General features: G+C 38.6%; 13 protein-coding genes. 4 read left to right on the top strand and 9 right to left on the bottom strand.

The annotated features are described in order from the left end of the window. Nucleotides 1-42 precede the first annotated feature (42 nt). Together GXP67_RS27960 and GXP67_RS27955 are read right to left on the bottom strand one after the other, a co-directional pair. Nucleotides 43-1710 (bottom strand): UxaA family hydrolase, encoded by a 1668-nt coding sequence (locus GXP67_RS27960; RefSeq protein ID WP_162446180.1) that lies wholly within the window; start codon nucleotides 1708-1710, stop codon nucleotides 43-45. Nucleotides 1711-1875: 165 nt separating this feature from the next. Then, a complete protein-coding gene (locus GXP67_RS27955; RefSeq protein WP_162446179.1) occupies nucleotides 1876-2235 on the bottom strand; it encodes a TerB family tellurite resistance protein in 360 nt (119 codons plus the stop codon). Between the two features lie 207 nt (nucleotides 2236-2442). Between GXP67_RS27955 and GXP67_RS27950 the strand changes: the two genes are divergently transcribed. Next, nucleotides 2443-3327: an SDR family oxidoreductase gene (locus GXP67_RS27950; protein WP_162446178.1), complete on the top strand. Its 885-nt coding sequence runs from the start codon at nucleotides 2443-2445 to the stop codon at nucleotides 3325-3327. Between the two features lie 90 nt (nucleotides 3328-3417). On the opposite strand, the gene GXP67_RS27945 is transcribed toward GXP67_RS27950, so the two are convergent. Together GXP67_RS27945 and GXP67_RS27940 are read right to left on the bottom strand one after the other, a co-directional pair. Then, nucleotides 3418-3663 (bottom strand): hypothetical protein, encoded by a 246-nt coding sequence (locus GXP67_RS27945; RefSeq protein WP_162446177.1) that lies wholly within the window; start codon nucleotides 3661-3663, stop codon nucleotides 3418-3420. 351 nt (nucleotides 3664-4014) lie between these two features. Continuing rightward, nucleotides 4015-4635 carry a TlpA family protein disulfide reductase gene (locus GXP67_RS27940; protein WP_162446176.1) on the bottom strand — a complete coding sequence of 207 codons (621 nt, stop codon included), beginning with the start codon at nucleotides 4633-4635 and terminating at the stop codon, nucleotides 4015-4017. A 381-nt stretch (nucleotides 4636-5016) separates the two neighbouring features. On the opposite strand from GXP67_RS27940, the gene GXP67_RS27935 reads away from it, so the two are divergent. The 3 genes from GXP67_RS27935 to porV all read left to right on the top strand — a co-directional run bounded on the left by GXP67_RS27935 (nucleotide 5017) and on the right by porV (nucleotide 11985). After that, the gene (locus GXP67_RS27935) at nucleotides 5017-6489 is read left to right on the top strand and encodes a Do family serine endopeptidase (RefSeq protein WP_162446175.1); all 1473 of its coding nucleotides are present in this window, start codon (nucleotides 5017-5019) and stop codon (nucleotides 6487-6489) included. A 775-nt stretch (nucleotides 6490-7264) separates the two neighbouring features. Next, the gene (porU, locus tag GXP67_RS27930; RefSeq protein WP_162446174.1) at nucleotides 7265-10657 is read left to right on the top strand and encodes a type IX secretion system sortase PorU; all 3393 of its coding nucleotides are present in this window, start codon (nucleotides 7265-7267) and stop codon (nucleotides 10655-10657) included. Between the two features lie 152 nt (nucleotides 10658-10809). Further along, nucleotides 10810-11985, top strand: a complete 1176-nt coding sequence (porV, locus tag GXP67_RS27925; protein WP_162446173.1) for a type IX secretion system outer membrane channel protein PorV — start codon at nucleotides 10810-10812, stop codon at nucleotides 11983-11985. 99 nt (nucleotides 11986-12084) lie between these two features. Here porV and GXP67_RS27920 read toward each other — a convergent pair whose 3' ends face one another. The 5 genes from GXP67_RS27920 to GXP67_RS27900 all read right to left on the bottom strand — a co-directional run bounded on the left by GXP67_RS27920 (nucleotide 12085) and on the right by GXP67_RS27900 (nucleotide 15818). After that, nucleotides 12085-13023 (bottom strand): bifunctional riboflavin kinase/FAD synthetase, encoded by a 939-nt coding sequence (locus GXP67_RS27920; RefSeq protein WP_162446172.1) that lies wholly within the window; start codon nucleotides 13021-13023, stop codon nucleotides 12085-12087. Then, nucleotides 13020-13694: a tRNA pseudouridine(55) synthase TruB gene (gene truB / locus GXP67_RS27915; RefSeq protein WP_162446171.1), complete on the bottom strand. Its 675-nt coding sequence runs from the start codon at nucleotides 13692-13694 to the stop codon at nucleotides 13020-13022. Before truB ends, GXP67_RS27920 begins: the two co-directional genes overlap by 4 nt. Before the next feature lie 169 nt (nucleotides 13695-13863). Beyond that, on the bottom strand, nucleotides 13864-14646 hold the full coding sequence (locus GXP67_RS27910; RefSeq protein WP_162446170.1) for an undecaprenyl-diphosphate phosphatase: 783 nt from the start codon (nucleotides 14644-14646) through the stop codon (nucleotides 13864-13866). Next, the gene (locus GXP67_RS27905; protein WP_162446169.1) at nucleotides 14643-14852 is read right to left on the bottom strand and encodes a DUF3098 domain-containing protein; all 210 of its coding nucleotides are present in this window, start codon (nucleotides 14850-14852) and stop codon (nucleotides 14643-14645) included. The genes GXP67_RS27910 and GXP67_RS27905 overlap by 4 nt, the downstream gene beginning before the upstream one ends. 69 nt (nucleotides 14853-14921) lie before the next feature. Continuing rightward, nucleotides 14922-15818 (bottom strand): cell division protein FtsX, encoded by an 897-nt coding sequence (locus GXP67_RS27900; protein WP_162446168.1) that lies wholly within the window; start codon nucleotides 15816-15818, stop codon nucleotides 14922-14924. Nucleotides 15819-15966 lie beyond the last annotated feature (148 nt).

The following is a 15966-nucleotide window of genomic DNA, read 5'->3' as shown; positions in this document are numbered from 1 at the left end:
TAAGATAATAATTGAGATTTTTTCTATTTAGTAAGGATTTTTTTACAAAGAAACGCCTCTTTTCCAGGGAATAAAATCATCCTGACCTAATTGTACTGATTTGGGTATAACTTCTCCGCTGGCTGCCCGGATACAATATTCCAGAATTTCTTCGCCCTTCCTTTCAATTGTGGCCTGGCCGGTAATAATATCTCCTGTATCAATATCTATAATATCAGCCATTCGTTTTGCAAGACTTGTATTGGTAGACAATTTTATGACTGGACAAACAGGATTACCGGTTGGAGTGCCTAACCCGGTGGTAAATAATATGAGTGTAGCACCGGAACCAGCTTTTCCCGTAGTTGCTTCCACATCATTTCCTGGGGTACACACTAAACTCAAGCCTGGCTTTCTTACGGGTTCTGTATAGTCGAGCACATCCACTATGGGCGCTGTCCCTCCTTTTTTTGCAGCGCCAGCCGATTTAATAGCATCAGTTATAAGTCCGTCGCGGATATTGCCAGGAGATGGGTTGGCATCAAAGCCAGAACCAACCGCTTCTGCCTGGGCAGAGTAGGATTTCATCAGGTGGACAAATTTGGCGGCTACTTCTGCATTAATACAGCGGTCAGCGAGTTCCTGTTCTACGCCGCATAATTCTGGGAATTCAGCCAATAATACTGAACCATTCAAACCCACCAGTAAATCAGCCGCATAGCCTACAGCCGGGTTAGCTGAAATTCCTGAAAATCCGTCAGATCCGCCACATTTTACTCCAATCACCAGTTTATCCAAGGAGGCTGGTTTACGCTGCTGTTTATTAGCTCCTATTAAGCCAATAAAAGTCTGTTTAATAGCATCTGCAATCATAGTTTCTTCCGACTGGCTTTTTTGCTGTTCAAACATAAACAAAGGCTTATCAAAACCTGGATTACGCTTTAAAATTTCCTGCCGGAAATCATCTAATTGTAAATGCTGGCAACCTAAACTCAATACGGTTGCTCCTGCCACATTCGGATGGTCTATATAGGCGGTAAGCAAGGCACTCAGTACGGCTGAATCTTGACGGGTACCTCCACAACCTCCCTGATGGGTTAAGAATTTAATACCATCTACATTCGGGAAAAGACGTCTGGTATTGAAATGTTCTTCATTTATTTCTAGGTCTGTGTCCAGCATTGCATCGGGTGTTATACCTTGTTGGTACAACTGTACGAGTTGCCTGGTATAGTTTTTATATTTTTCTGTTTTTCCATACCCAAGTTCCTTATTGAGTGCATCTTTTATAAATTCCAGATTGCGGTTCTCACAAAAAACTGTGGGTATAAAAAGCCAGTAATTGGCCGTACCAACCCTGCCATCGGAGCGATGAAATCCATTGAATGTACGTGTTTTCCACTTATTAATATCCGGAGCAGTCCAGGTATATTCCTTATTTTTTCCTGAATATGACGAAGCTGCATGTTTCAGATTTTGTGTAGAAATCAATCCGCCTTGCGGGATGGGCTTTAAAGCTTTTCCAACCAGTACGCCATACATAATAACCGGTTCTCCTGGTTGAAGATCAGTTGTGGTAAATTTGTGTTTTTGTGGAATATTATCAGTAAGCACATATGTTTCTCCTCCGTAAGTAATAGTCTCGCCAGCAGAAAGATCGGTAAGCGCTACTATAACATTATCATCAGGATGGACTTTAAGTACTTGTTGTTTTAAGAGTTCGGTTTGCATAGGGCCAAAAAATAAGTGTAAACAGGCACAAATACCAGTTTGTATTCGTAATAATTATAATAGAGTTCTCTTAATATAACTTACAGCAAATACATTTTCAATTAAGCATTCCGGCCGTGTGTAATTGCAAATCAGAAATATAGCGGAACAATAAACAAAGTTGCTCTAATCTTTAAATAAATGATTACGCAAATGCTGCAATAGCTCTTTTTCCACTCTAAATACTATACCGTCGGCTTGCAACATTTCAACAGCTTGTTTGAAAAGTGACGAACGAAGTTCTTTACTGATTTTAGGCGCGGCCATCTCAATAAGTTTGTATCCGTCATACCGGATCGACTGATTAATTAACTGTACTTTCTTATAAACTGCCATCAGATCCGTGTCCTTAAATAATGGATCTTTTAGTAATACATGTATCAGCTTGTCAGTCTCTTCTACTGTTACTTGTTCATCCACCGAGACAAGTGCGTACAAAATGGCCAGGTAAGCCTCCTGTTGGCTGTCAATCTGTAAACTCGTCATACCAGCAATTAATAAATTTAACAATAAATCTGTGCAGGAATGGCTTATAAACACCCTATCCTTCCAGTAAAGCCATCTTTAGTTTAATAAAAAGGCTTTCAAAGATATTCATTTATCTATTATAATTCGAAGTAAAACTTAAAAAGTGGAGATAAACTTTTTACTTTTAAAGAGATAGTTTTGTACATTAATCAGAAAAAAGAATCTATGTACAACGAACCTATGTTACGTGAGAATTCCCTGCAGGGCAAAGTCATTGTAGTGACCGGTGGAGGAACTGGTCTGGGAAGATCAATGAGTAAATACTTCTTGCAATTAGGAGCAAGTGTAGTAATTGCCAGCCGGAAACTGGATGTACTTACACAAACAGCCCAGGAATTAGAGGCCGAAACTGGTGGCAAAGTATTACCCTTAGCCTGCGATGTGCGGAATTATGCGGAGGTAGAGCAAGTACTGGCTACTACCATTGAACAATTTGGCAAAGCAGATGTACTGGTTAATAATGCTGCAGGAAATTTTATCAGCCCAACAGAAAATTTATCAGCCAAAGCATTTGATACAGTGATAGATATCGTATTACGGGGTTCTTACAATTTTACATTGGCATTCGGAAAAGACTGGATTGCAAAAAAACAAAAAGGGGCTTTTCTTAACATTGTTACCACCTATGCCTGGACTGGCTCCGGATACGTGGTGCCTTCTGCGTGTGCTAAAGCGGGAGTTCTGGCTTTAACCCGTTCGCTGGCCGCTGAATGGGGTAAATATGGTATCCGCTCTAATGCCATTGCCCCCGGTCCTTTTCCAACAGAAGGTGCCTGGAAACGTTTATTTCCTGCAGATGCTTTATCACCTGAAGTAGCCCGGAAACTTGACCCGGCAGAAAGAATACCGCTGAAAAGGGTGGGTGAACATCAGGAACTAGCCAACCTTGCCGCTTACCTGATTTCTGATTTTTCATCGTTCGTAAACGGAGAAGTAGTAACTATTGATGGCGGTGAGTGGCTGTATGGAGCCGGAGAGTTCTCTATGCTGGATATGATTCCGCAGCAGATGTGGTCAGAGATCGCAAAAGCAACCAGAGGCAAAAAATAAAGTATTTTTCTGGAAACTTTCTTGTTTGCAAATAGTCAATAAAAAATCCGCCCGGTATATAAACCGGGCGGATTTTTTAAAGTTATACATTCACCGCATACGTTGGGGAATAGGCCGGGTTGGCGAATCGCCCAGATTTTTAGGTGGTCTGTCTACCAATAAATCGTCTAGTCCATTGCCACTGGGAGGATCATAAACAGGCAGGTTTATATCTACCGGAGTGCCGCCATCATCATCATTATTAGGCGGAAAATAACTTTTGCGGAGGGCCTTTATTAATATCCAGGTTACGGTAGCAAAGCTCAATATCCAAAGAAACAGGTATTTGACAGTCATGGCATTAAGGTGATTGAAATGTACATCATACTACGCAAATTCAACTGAAAGAGAATATATTTTATACTTAAAATTTCAACTTTTTGTTATTAAGCACTTCCAAATTAGGAAAATAATATTAGAGTATCAATAAAAAAATCCGGATTATTTCTTCACTTTATTCAACGAAAAAAATGATACTCCATCTATTAATTTTTAAATTTTATTTCATTGATCTTACTTGCGAAAAAGATATCACACATATCTTCCTACTATAGCAGGCCGTCGGTAAGTAAAAACGACAGAAGATAATCTTAATTCGAAGCTGATCAGACCATGGTAGGAAACAAAATAAAGGATGGTCTAATATCATCACTGAGCTTTTGACTTAATGAGCTTATCCAGAAAAGTTCGGAATTCATCGGTATCATATTTAGCCATTCCTTCCTTGCGGAGCACTATTTTTCCATTCCGGTCAATCACATAAGTAGTCGGAATTATAGTTGTTTCAAATTCTATAGGTAAGCTTTCTTTTACGCCATATACAGGAAAAGTGTATTCTTTTCTCTTCACAAACTTTCTGGCTTTCTCAAAATCTTCATCTAAAGAAAGCATTACAAAAGCAACATCTTCAGTTGATGTTCTTTCATACAATTTATGAATATTAGGCATCTCCGCGATGCAAGGCGGACACCAGGTAGCCCATAAATTTATAAATATAACCTTGCCTTTAAACTCTTTTAAGTTAGCAGATTTTCCATCTAAGGTAAGCAAAGGAAAATCATGTCCAGCCTCCGCTTGACTTATAACATACGCTGCATTACTATCACTAGCTACATCATTTTTTAGTTCAGGCTTAATGAGGCCGGTAGCCAGCACCATTTGTTGTACGCGGCCAAGTACTTCTGTTTGCAATCCTGTCAGGTAAATGGTAAAGATGACAGATAAGATGACAAACCAGCTGGCAAATTCTTTCTTTACAATTGTTTTCATACATATAAATATAATTGAATGTATCTAACTATCATAGCCTTTACTTCGGTAACAAATATACCCAGGAAACATAATTTTTATACCAAAGGAATAAAAATAACACAAAATGCCAATACGCAGGATGAGTGGTAACGACGGCATTAATTGTGTAATTCTATAGAACATAACTGTGTTAAAAAGTGTTAAATAAGCAGTATTTACTTGCTTTCTGGCATAATATTTTCTTTATTATCAGCATTCTGTAACATATTTTATCCATTACGTATGCTAATTATAGAGTGGCAGAAGTAAGTGATACTATAGAATTAAACATCACGTTATGAAAAACACAGAATACTCAAAATAATTAAATTTTAAACATTCATTTTGATTCATAAAAGCATGAGAGATTTTGGAAAAACCGTTTTAGCAGCTGTTCTGGGTGGCGCTATTACTTTTGGAGCAAGCCAGGCGTTTAAAGATGATAACGAGAACAAGGTAGTTATCGAGAAGGCACCGGTAACATATAGCCGGATGGCCTCAAATTTAGCCAAAAACCCGGATGGAACATTACAAGTAGACTTTTCATATGCCGCAGAGAAAGTAACGCCGGCAGTAGTACACATTAAATCTACAATGAAAAGCAATAGTTCAGGAAGGGCACAATCTATTCCGCCACAACTCAGAGAATTTTTCGGAGACCAGTTTGGCGGTTTAGAAGAGGCTCCCAGATATGGACAAGCGAGTGGTTCTGGTGTAATAATCAGCGACAACGGATACATTGTAACCAATAACCACGTAATTGAAGGCTCCAGCGAACTGGAAGTAACTTTATACGATAAACGTTCTTATAAAGCCAAAGTGATTGGTGCTGATCCATCTACTGATATTGCACTGATTCAGATCGATGCAAAGGGTTTGCCTAAGCTTCCTTTAGCTAATTCCGACGATATTAAAGTGGGCCAGTGGGTATTGGCGGTAGGTAATCCGTTTAACTTGTCATCTACCGTTACAGCTGGTATTGTGAGTGCCAAAGGTAGAAACCGTATCATCCAGAAAGAAGGTTCTGTAGAGTCGTTTATTCAAACGGATGCGGCAGTAAACCCTGGTAACAGTGGTGGTGCGCTGGTAAACCTCAATGGTGAACTTGTTGGTATCAATACAGCGATTTTTTCTGAAACAGGTACGTTTGCCGGATATTCATTTGCTGTTCCTACCAGCATTGTAAGCCGTGTAGTAGAAGATTTAATTGAATTTGGTAAAGTACAAAGAGCTTCTTTAGGTGTATATATCCGTGATATGGACAGCAAACTGGCTAAAGAAACAGGAGCAGATGTTACACATGGAGTGTATATTGAAAGCCTCGTTGAAGGTGGTTCTGCTAAATCTGCCGGTCTGGAAAAAGGAGACGTAATTCTGAAAGTAAATGAACGATCTGTTAACTCTGTAGCTCAGTTGCAGGAAACTATTAGTTCTTTTAAACCTGGAAGCAAAGTACAGGTATTGGTAAACAGAGATGGCAAAGAAAAAAACATTAATGTATTACTAAAAAATTCAGCCGGTAAAACAGAATTGGTGAAAGCCAATAATAGTGAAACCCTCAGAGAACTGGGTGCGGACATGAACAGTGTTTCTTCAGAAGAAGCTAAAAAACTGAACATCTCAGGTGGTGTGCAAATCAATGAGTTATACTCTGGTAAGTTGCGTTCTCAAACTGATATTAAAGAAGGTTTTATTATTACCAAAGTAAACCGGACTCCGGTACGTACGGTAGAAGAATTGGTAAAAGCGCTTGAAGATACAGACGGAGGTGTAATGCTGGAAGGTGTCTATCCTGGCGATTCTGAGAAATATTACTATGCCTTTGGTATGTAATCCTTCATAATATATTAACAAAAAGCCACTGATTTGTCAGTGGCTTTTTGTTTTATAAGCCATTCATAATTCACTTACTCTGTCCTAATTCTTTCTATATCGGCCTTAATCCATTTTGAATAGGTAGATTTCAGAGCTAAAGGTATAATGAATATTTCCAAGACTGATATAATCATCACTAAGTCCGTGAGAATGGCTTCTATGGCTGACAAAAATATTTCTAAGGACGATATAACTACTTCTGAGTCTGATAAAATAATTTCTATGTCCGACAAATCTGTTTCTAAGTTCGGCAAAACAATTTCTATATACGACAAAAGTATTTCGAAGTGCGACAAACTAGCTTCTATTTGCAGCAAAACGATTTCTAAGTCCGCTAAAAGTATTTCTAAGGATGTGAAATAGTTTTCTATGTGCGGGAAAACGATTTCTATGTTCGATATAAGTTTTTCTATTTGTGATAAAACAGTTTCTATGTAGCGGAAATGTACTTCTAAAAGCGATAAAAGCTTTTCTAAGTCTTGGTAAACATATTTTTATTTCCGGAAAATTAATATCGGGGCAACTATTTTCCTTCAGGACGATAATGGCAGGGCGGATGAAATTCTGTAACGAGAAAGAGAATACACGTTAGCCATAACAGGCGATAGGAATAAGACAACAGACAAAAAGCCTATATTTGTTACAAGCCTTTAGGCGTTATAAATAGTAGAGCTAGTGTACAAAGTACTTAATTTTGTAAATTGTATCTATTCTTGTTTACTCTTCTTGCCCAATGCCCTCTTTCCGTTTGCTGATTGGTCTGATTCTTAGTTTGCTGCCAGTTTCCCTGCTTGCGCAAAATTCTGTACTGGCCAGTGGAGAATGGTATAAAATAGCTGTAAGCAAAGCTGGTATTTATAAAATAGATCTTTCTTTCCTGCAAAAAGCCGGGATAAATACCGCCGCTTTAAATCCACAAAATATCCACTTATATGGGTATGGAGGCGGAATGCTTCCACAAGCCAATCATATGTCCCGGCCTGCCGACCTTCCGGAAAATGCAATATTTGTAGAAGGAGAAGCAGATGGCAGGTTTGACAATGCGGATTATATACTTTTTTATGCGCAAAGTCCTCATGCTGTGTATTACGATACCACCCAAAAAATATTCAGGCATCAAACCAATCTATACAGCGATACTACTTTTTACTTCTTAACCGTTAGCGATACCCCAGGTTTACGAATCGAGGAACAAGAAAGTGAAAGCAATGCTGTGCACACCATTACCTCATTTGATGACTACCTATTCCATGAAAAAGAATTAACCAACCAGATTCAGTCGGGAAGAGAGTGGTATGGTGAAAAATTTGATTTTACCGTTACGCAGCATATTGATTTTCCGGTAACCGGTTTAGTAGCAGGCTCAGAAATCAAAATTACTTCTGCTGTAATGGCACAGGCTTCGGGTAGCACTCAATTTTCGCTTGCCCTCAATGGACAGGAAGCAGGTTCGCATTCTTTGCCAGGCGTGTCTTCAGGTACATACGATGTAAAAGGTGTTAACCGAACCAATACATTTACTGTGTTAGCACCCGCCACCGATAATCTGAAACTGACTTATACGTATGATAAAAAAGGCTTAACAGATGCTGCTGGTTATTTGAATTTTGCCGGATTACAAGTAAAACGGGAATTAAAAGCATATGCTGACCAAACAACTTTCATGGCTTTGGAGAGTATGGAATATGAAGAGGTGAATTATATTATTAAAGATGCCACTAGTCAGTTGAATATATGGGATATTACCAATCCGCAGATTCCGGCAAACCAAATCTATGCTTTAACAGGTTCTACGGCAGTATTTGGAGCAAAAGCCGGAACTAATGCCGGTTCGTTGAAAGAATATATACTATTTTCTGGTACTTCGTTCGACAATCCGGTTTCTGTACAACGGATAGCTAACCAGAATTTACATGCCCTTTCTACTCCACAATTCTTAATTATCACACCTGGCATTTTTAAAGAACAGGCAATCAAGCTGGCAGATTTCCGGAAAAGTCATGATGGCTTGCAAACGGAAGTAGCAACCCTTGATGAGATTTATAATGAGTTTTCATCTGGCAGGCAGGATGTAAGTGCCATCAGGGATTTTATCAGGTATTTATATACAAGGAATCAATCTTTGCAATATGTATTGTTAGTAGGTGATGCCTCATACGATTATAAAAACCGGATTTCACCCCATACGAATTTTGTTCCTATTTATGAATCACGGGAATCGCTTCACCCTATTTTTAGCTACTCTTCGGATGATTATTACGGATTTATGGATGACAATGAGGGTGAATGGACAGAAAATACGCAAGGAGACCATATCATGGATATTGCTGTAGGCAGGTTGCCTGTAAAATCTGTTGAAGAGGCAAGTAATGTAATGTCTAAACTCATTCGATATGCTACTGATACTAAAACATTGGGTAAATGGCGCAACCAGCTAAGTTTTGTGGCCGACGATGGAGATAATAATACCCATCAACTGGATGCTGACCGGCTGGCTGAGCAAATTGCAGCTAAATATCCTGCATTTAATATCAATAAAATTTTTATGGATGCCTATCCACAGGTGTCCAACGCCAATGGACAAACAGCTCCGGAAGTACAAAAAGCTATTGATAAAGCCATAGACAAAGGCAGCTTCATATTGAATTATACCGGGCATGGCGGAGAAATTGGCTGGTCGCAGGAACAGATTCTGAGTATTCCGCAAATAAATGAATGGAATAATATATACTTACCTTTGATGGTAACTGCAACGTGCGAATTTGGCCGTTATGATGATCCTGTACGTACATCAGGGGCTGAATATGCATTATTACATGCCAAAGGTGGTGCAATCGGATTGATTACCACAACCAGGCCAGTGTTTTCTAACACAAACTATGCCCTCAATACAGCTTTCTATTCAGCCGTTTTTGAACCTCAGAATGGACAAATGCCAAGGCTGGGAGATGTGATGAAACATACAAAAAACAATAGTCTCAGCGGCAGCATCAACCGGAATTTTGCATTGCTTGGCGATCCATCCATGCGATTGGCTTATCCTGAACAAAACATCAGCATCAGTAAGATTAATAAGAAGGATATAAGTGCCGGAGCAGATACCTTAAAAGCATTAAGTAAAGTTTCCATTGAAGGATATCTACAAGACCGTTTTTCAGGGCAATTACAAAGTGAGTTTAATGGCCTGCTCTATGCCACTGTTTTCGATAAAAAGAGTACCCTTACCACTCTTGGAACCGAGCGGAGCGCCAGAATGAATTTTAAGGTGCAACAGAATATTTTATTTGAAGGAAAAGTTAGTGTAAAGAACGGTGTATTTGAGTTGAACTTCGTTGTACCTAAAGATATTGATTACCGTTTCGATGCCGGAAAAATCAGTATGTATGCCCAGAATGAAACTGGACAGGATGCAAACGGTTCACAGCAAGTAATGATCGGTGGCAGTATTCCACTTATCAACCCCGACCAGACACCTCCATTGATTCGCTTGTTTATGAACGACACTACCTTTGTGGATGGAAGTATTACCGGTTCTAACACTGCTCTGATGGCTTTGTTATCTGATGAAAATGGAATTAATGTTACGCAAACTGGGATCGGGCACGGGATTACAGCTACTTTACACTCAACGTCTGAGGAAATTGTATTGAATGAATATTATACTGCTTCCATAGATGATTATCGAAAGGGTCAGATCTATTATCCTTTTAAAAACCTTGCTCCCGGCTCCTATACCCTCACGCTTAAAGCCTGGGATACCTACAATAATTCTTCCCAGGCGGATATTCGTTTTATTGTAGCAAATAGTGAAGCCATAGCCCTGAGGAATGTTCTCAATGTACCTAATCCATTCCGTGATTTTACTCAATTTCAGTTCGACCATAACCGGGCTGGAGAAGACTTAGAAATTACTGTTGACATTTACTCACTTTCCGGACAAATCATTAAAACGCTACATACCATAGCTTATGCAAGCCCGGAACAATTCAAAGATTTAAGATGGGATGGAAAAGGAGATTATGATAACAAAATACACAATGGCGTATACATTTATAAGCTGTCTGTTCGTTCTATGGCAGATGGCTCTCAAACCCACCTTTTTAACCGGTTAGTTATTTTTCAATAGATTTTTGTTTTTAGGCGATTACTTTTGTAGTAATTATTCAATTAAAGGTTGCATAATTTTTATATCAAAAAACTGCCTTTCAAACAATTGTATTCATGAAAATTCCTTTTTAGATTTCTTTGCTATATTTACACATCAATTTTACAATTCACATGATAAATAAGTATTCCTTTTTATTGCTGATAGCAGTTTGTATAGGAGCGAATGTATTTGGTCAGTCATCACAATCTCTTTCAGGCCAGGACACAACAAGACGGGCTATTATCACACCTGTTTCTTTTCTTACCATCTCTCCCGATGCCCGTTCGGGTGCATTAGGTGATGCCGGCGTTGCTATTTCACCGGATGCCAATGCTATCTATTGGAATCCTGCCAAATTAGCTTTTCTCGATAAAAAATTTGGTTTATCTGTGAATTATACGCCCTGGCTGCGTAATCTGGTAAATGATATGTCCATTTCAACCTTGAATGGCTATTACAAAGTAGATAATAATCAGGCAATAGGTGTTAACCTTACCTATTTTAACCTTGGCGATATTCAATTTACGGACGAAAATGGTAATCCTATTAGGGATTTTAATTCCAGGGAATTTGCCATTGGCGGAACATACTCTCGTAAATTATCTAATAACCTCGGACTGGCTGTAGCCCTGCGTTTTATCCATTCTAATCTGGCCGGAAATTTCAATTTTGTCAATACGGTTGGGCAGGTGAAAGCAGGTAATACTGCTTCAGGCGATGTTGCCCTCTATTACAACAAAGATCTGAATATCTCTGGTAATGATGTAAATTTTGCTTTTGGGGCTAATCTTTCCAATTTAGGGGCTAAAATATCTTATACCACCAGAGACCAGCGTGAATTCATTCCTACCAATCTGAAAGTAGGTACTGGTATTACTCTCAATGCTGATCCGTACAACAAAATTACCTGGGCACTGGATTTTAATAAGTTACTGGTGCCAACGCCAAATGCTAATGGCACCAGAAGCAATAAAACATTTATCAGCGGAGCCTTAGGTTCTTTTGGTGATGCGCCAGATGGTATAAGTGAGGAGTTGGAGGAGGTTAGCATTGCTACCGGGTTAGAATACTGGTACAATGATTTGTTTTCGGCACGGGCTGGTTATTTTAGCGAAAGCCGTGATAAAGGCAACCGTAAGTATTTTACCTTAGGCGTAGGTATCCGTTACCAGAAATTAGGGTTTGATTTTGCTTATCTGATTCCCCAGCAAAAAGGAGCTAATAGCCCACTGGCCGATACACTGCGTTTTACACTACACCTGAACTTTGGACAGAGCAATCAAGAAGAAGCGCCGGTAAGTGAATAGAATTATAGCGTTAATAACTTAGTAACTTATAAGCATTTTAAAGTAAAAACCTGCCTCTTTTATAATGGGGCAGGTTTTTTAATGTAAGGCTGAAAGTTATTATTTACTTATGCTACTGAGTATGTCTATGGCTTTTCTACGGTCGCTGTACAGTTTTTCCTGTAAGGCAGCTATATCAGAAAACTTTTCATCTTCCCGGATAAGTTCAGCAAAAAAAACAGTAATAATTTCACCATATATATTTTCATCAAAGTTGAAAATATTAACTTCAATGGTGCGGATCTTACTTTCTAAAGTAGGTCTGGTCCCAATGTACAACATGCCATCATACATATTTCTTCGGCAGACAATCCTGGCTGCATAAATTCCATCCATGGGAATCAATTTATATGATTCTGCTATTTGCAGATTCGCTGTAGGAAAGCCGATTGTTCGTCCAAGTTTATCTCCATGCACTACTTTACCAGTAAGACTGTACATATTTCCCAGGTATTCATTGGCTATATGTACATGACCAGTACTCAGGGCCGTACGTATTCTGGAAGAACTTACGCCCACATCTTCAATATCCTGCCTGGGTATCTCCTCTACCTCAAATCCATATTGGGAGGCATTTTGCTGCAAATGCTCAAAACTTCCTTCTCTATTCTTACCAAACCGATGATCATACCCAATAACGAGTTTTTTTGTACCAATTTTTTCAACCAGAATGTTGGTAATAAATTGTTCAGAAGTAAGTTGAGAAAACTCTTTGGTGAAGGGAATAATGACCAGGTGATCTATACCATATTTAGCCAGCAAATCTATTTTTTCTTCAATAGTGGAAAGGAGTTTTAGGTCAGCACTATCTGTAGAAACAATAAGCCTGGGATGAGGCCAGTAGGTAATTACAACGGTTTCGCCATTATATTGCTGAGCGGTTTCCTTAAGCCGGTTAAGAATTTTCTGATGCCCAATATGAACTCCATCGAAAGTACCACTGGTAACGACAGCGAATGGTAGTTTGACAAATGTATCTAATCCCTGGTGTACTTTCATAGAAGCAGACGTAGCTTTTGAATAAACTCTTCAACAGTTTGTGCATTTTCTATTGTAAAAGTACCAATTCTTGTTCGACGAAGTTCCGCTAAATAAGCACCGGAATTTAAAAGTTCGCCAAAATCTCTAACGAGGCTGCGAATATATGTTCCTTTAGAACAAATGATCCTAAAATCTATGACCGGAAAATCTGTAAAACTGATTTCAAACAAAGATACTTCTACAAGTCTGGGTTGTAACTTAACCGTTTCTCCTTTGCGTGCCTTCTTGTATACCCGTTGTCCGTCTACCTGAATAGCTGAATAGATAGGCGGAATCTGTTTTAAACTACCAGTTAATTGTAAAGCAGCCCATTGTAGCATTTCCTGAGATATGTGACAAGTTTCATAAATCTGGTCAAAATCCGTTTCAAGATCTACAGAAGGGGTTGTTTTGCCTAAAACCAATTTTCCCATATACTCCTTTTCCTGTGCCTGATAGGAATCAATCTGCTTGGTCATTTTGCCGGTACAAAGGATAAGTAAACCTGTTGCCAAGGGGTCTAATGTGCCGGCATGGCCAATTTTTTTAATATGCAGGGCATTTCTGATTTTCCGGACGACATCAAAAGAAGTCCACCGGTAAGGCTTGTCAATCAATAAAACAGTACCTTCTTCAAATTGAGTAGACATAGATGCAAAATTACGGAAGGTCTGAATATTAACTGGCAGGGTAAGCAGATAATTATATGCTGTTAACTCAAAGTAAATACTTTCTGTTACTTAATAAGCCAGCAAATAGTAAAATCGATTTTGTTAAGATTGATAAGCATAGTTTGATTAATTACTATCTAAATCCTAATTATTGCACCTTCAAATCTACGCCCATCCAGAGCAGGATCAATAGCACTAGACCCAAAATAATGCGGTAATAGCCAAATATTTTAAAGCCATACTTAGTTAAGAAATTAATAAAAAATTTGATAGCAAGCATAGCCACCACAAAAGCAACCAGATTACCAATAAACAAGGTCTGCAAGTTTTCAGCACCAATAAATTTGTAATCTTTGAGAAGCTTATAGGCAGAAGCAGCAAACATGGTTGGTACTGCCAGGAAAAAAGAAAACTCTGCAGCGGCTTTTCTGCTCAGATTTTGGGACATGCCTCCAATAATAGTAGCGGCTGAACGTGATACGCCCGGAATCATAGCTATACATTGGAATAAACCGATTACAAAACCTTTCTTATAATCAACTGCTTCGATATCATCGGTAGAACGATTGAACATTTTATCGATAAATAAAAGCAATATGCCACCTGCCAGCAATGAAATAGCGACTACTACTACATTTTCCAGCAAGCTGTCTATAAAATCTCCCAGCAATAAACCAAAAATAGCTGCCGGAATAAAAGCAACAAAGAGCTTGATATAAAAATCTATGGATTGGAAAAACCGCCGCCAATACAAAACGACTACTGAAAGTATAGCCCCAAACTGAATATTTACGGTAAATATTTTTGTAAACTCCAGCTCATTAATTCCCATAATAGCTGAAGCGATAATCATATGTCCGGTAGAGGAAACCGGCAAAAATTCTGTAAGTCCTTCTACAATTGCCAGAATAATGGCCTCAATAAAATTCATTTGTTAGGTTTACGTAAAATGGCAAAAAATTCAATAATAAAACCAATCATCACGATGACCGGGCCAACAGTTAAGCCTAAATCGCCAAAGCCAAAAGTCTCCTTATCCATTGACATTATGACAAAGCCAATAATCAATACAGCAATTCCGGCCAGCATGAGTATATAATTCTGTCTGCCAAATGCCAGTTTGTTTTTATTTTCCATATGAATAGCTACTGCTTGTTTGTGGTTGTTATAAGTATGTTCCAGAAATAATCTGGTATCAAAATTAAATTAGTACAACTCATCCAGAGAAAGTTGCAGGTACTTTTTTACAGAACGGTAAGAACTTACCAGGCTGATCAGCGGCCCTAATATACAGAGCATGAGTAAGAAAACAGCTATCTTTTCTTTATCCTGTAATAATACCAGCTCCTCAATCTGTGTATTGGCATAATTCATTAATACTAGTAATAATACCGATGCCATCAACCCGCTTATAAACCCTTGTAAAGCCGACCGCAGTAAAAATGGCTTCTGTATAAATCCCGCAGTAGCTCCTACCAGTTGCATACTTCTGATGAGGAAACGCTGGGAAAATAAAGCCAGCTTAATTGTATTATTGATCATGATGGTGATGGTAAACATCAGAATTCCTGCAAATACCAGTAACACAAAAGTAATCCGTAAGATATTCTTATTTATCTCATCTACCAGGTTTTCAACATAGGTTGCCTCAAAAACACCAGGTATCTTTTCAATATCTGTCTTGATTATTTTCATTTTCTGGGACTGGTAATAATCAGGCTTTATCTTAATCAGATAGGCATCCCGTAAAGGATTTTCTCCCAACAAAGTTTGGAAGTTCTCTCCGGTTTCTTTGATAAATTTCTGAGCGGCCGTGTCTTTAGAAATAAAACGGATTTGAGGCTGATTTTCTTTATAGTCCAGATAAGCACGTTTAGAGAGTGCTTTTTCTACCTGGCTTATTTCTGTTGGAGTCAGGTATTTATCAAGGTAGATCTGAATTTCGATATTTTCCTTTACAATATTAGAAAGCTTGCTGGCTTGTAAAATTAAGAGGCCGCCCAAACCGATAACAAATAAGGCAAGCGTCAGGCTGAACACTACCGTAAAATAAGGATAAGAGCCTAATCTTTTTTTTCGCTTGTATTTTATTTCCTGTTGCACTTTTTATCGAATACTATGCTGCAAGTTAAAAAATTAATTCTGAAACAATGGCACATCTGCTCTTGTAAACTATAAAACCTTTCCGGCTTATGCATCTGGAAAGGTTTTATACTATGAAAATATTATGATACTACCTTAACTTTTTAAA

This window comes from Rhodocytophaga rosea (genome assembly GCF_010119975.1).
In the GTDB taxonomy this organism is placed as follows: Bacteria; Bacteroidota; Bacteroidia; order Cytophagales; family 172606-1; genus Rhodocytophaga; species Rhodocytophaga rosea.
The sequence above is the reverse complement of the archived record's forward strand: the minus strand, read 5'-3'. Positions and strand labels throughout refer to the sequence as shown.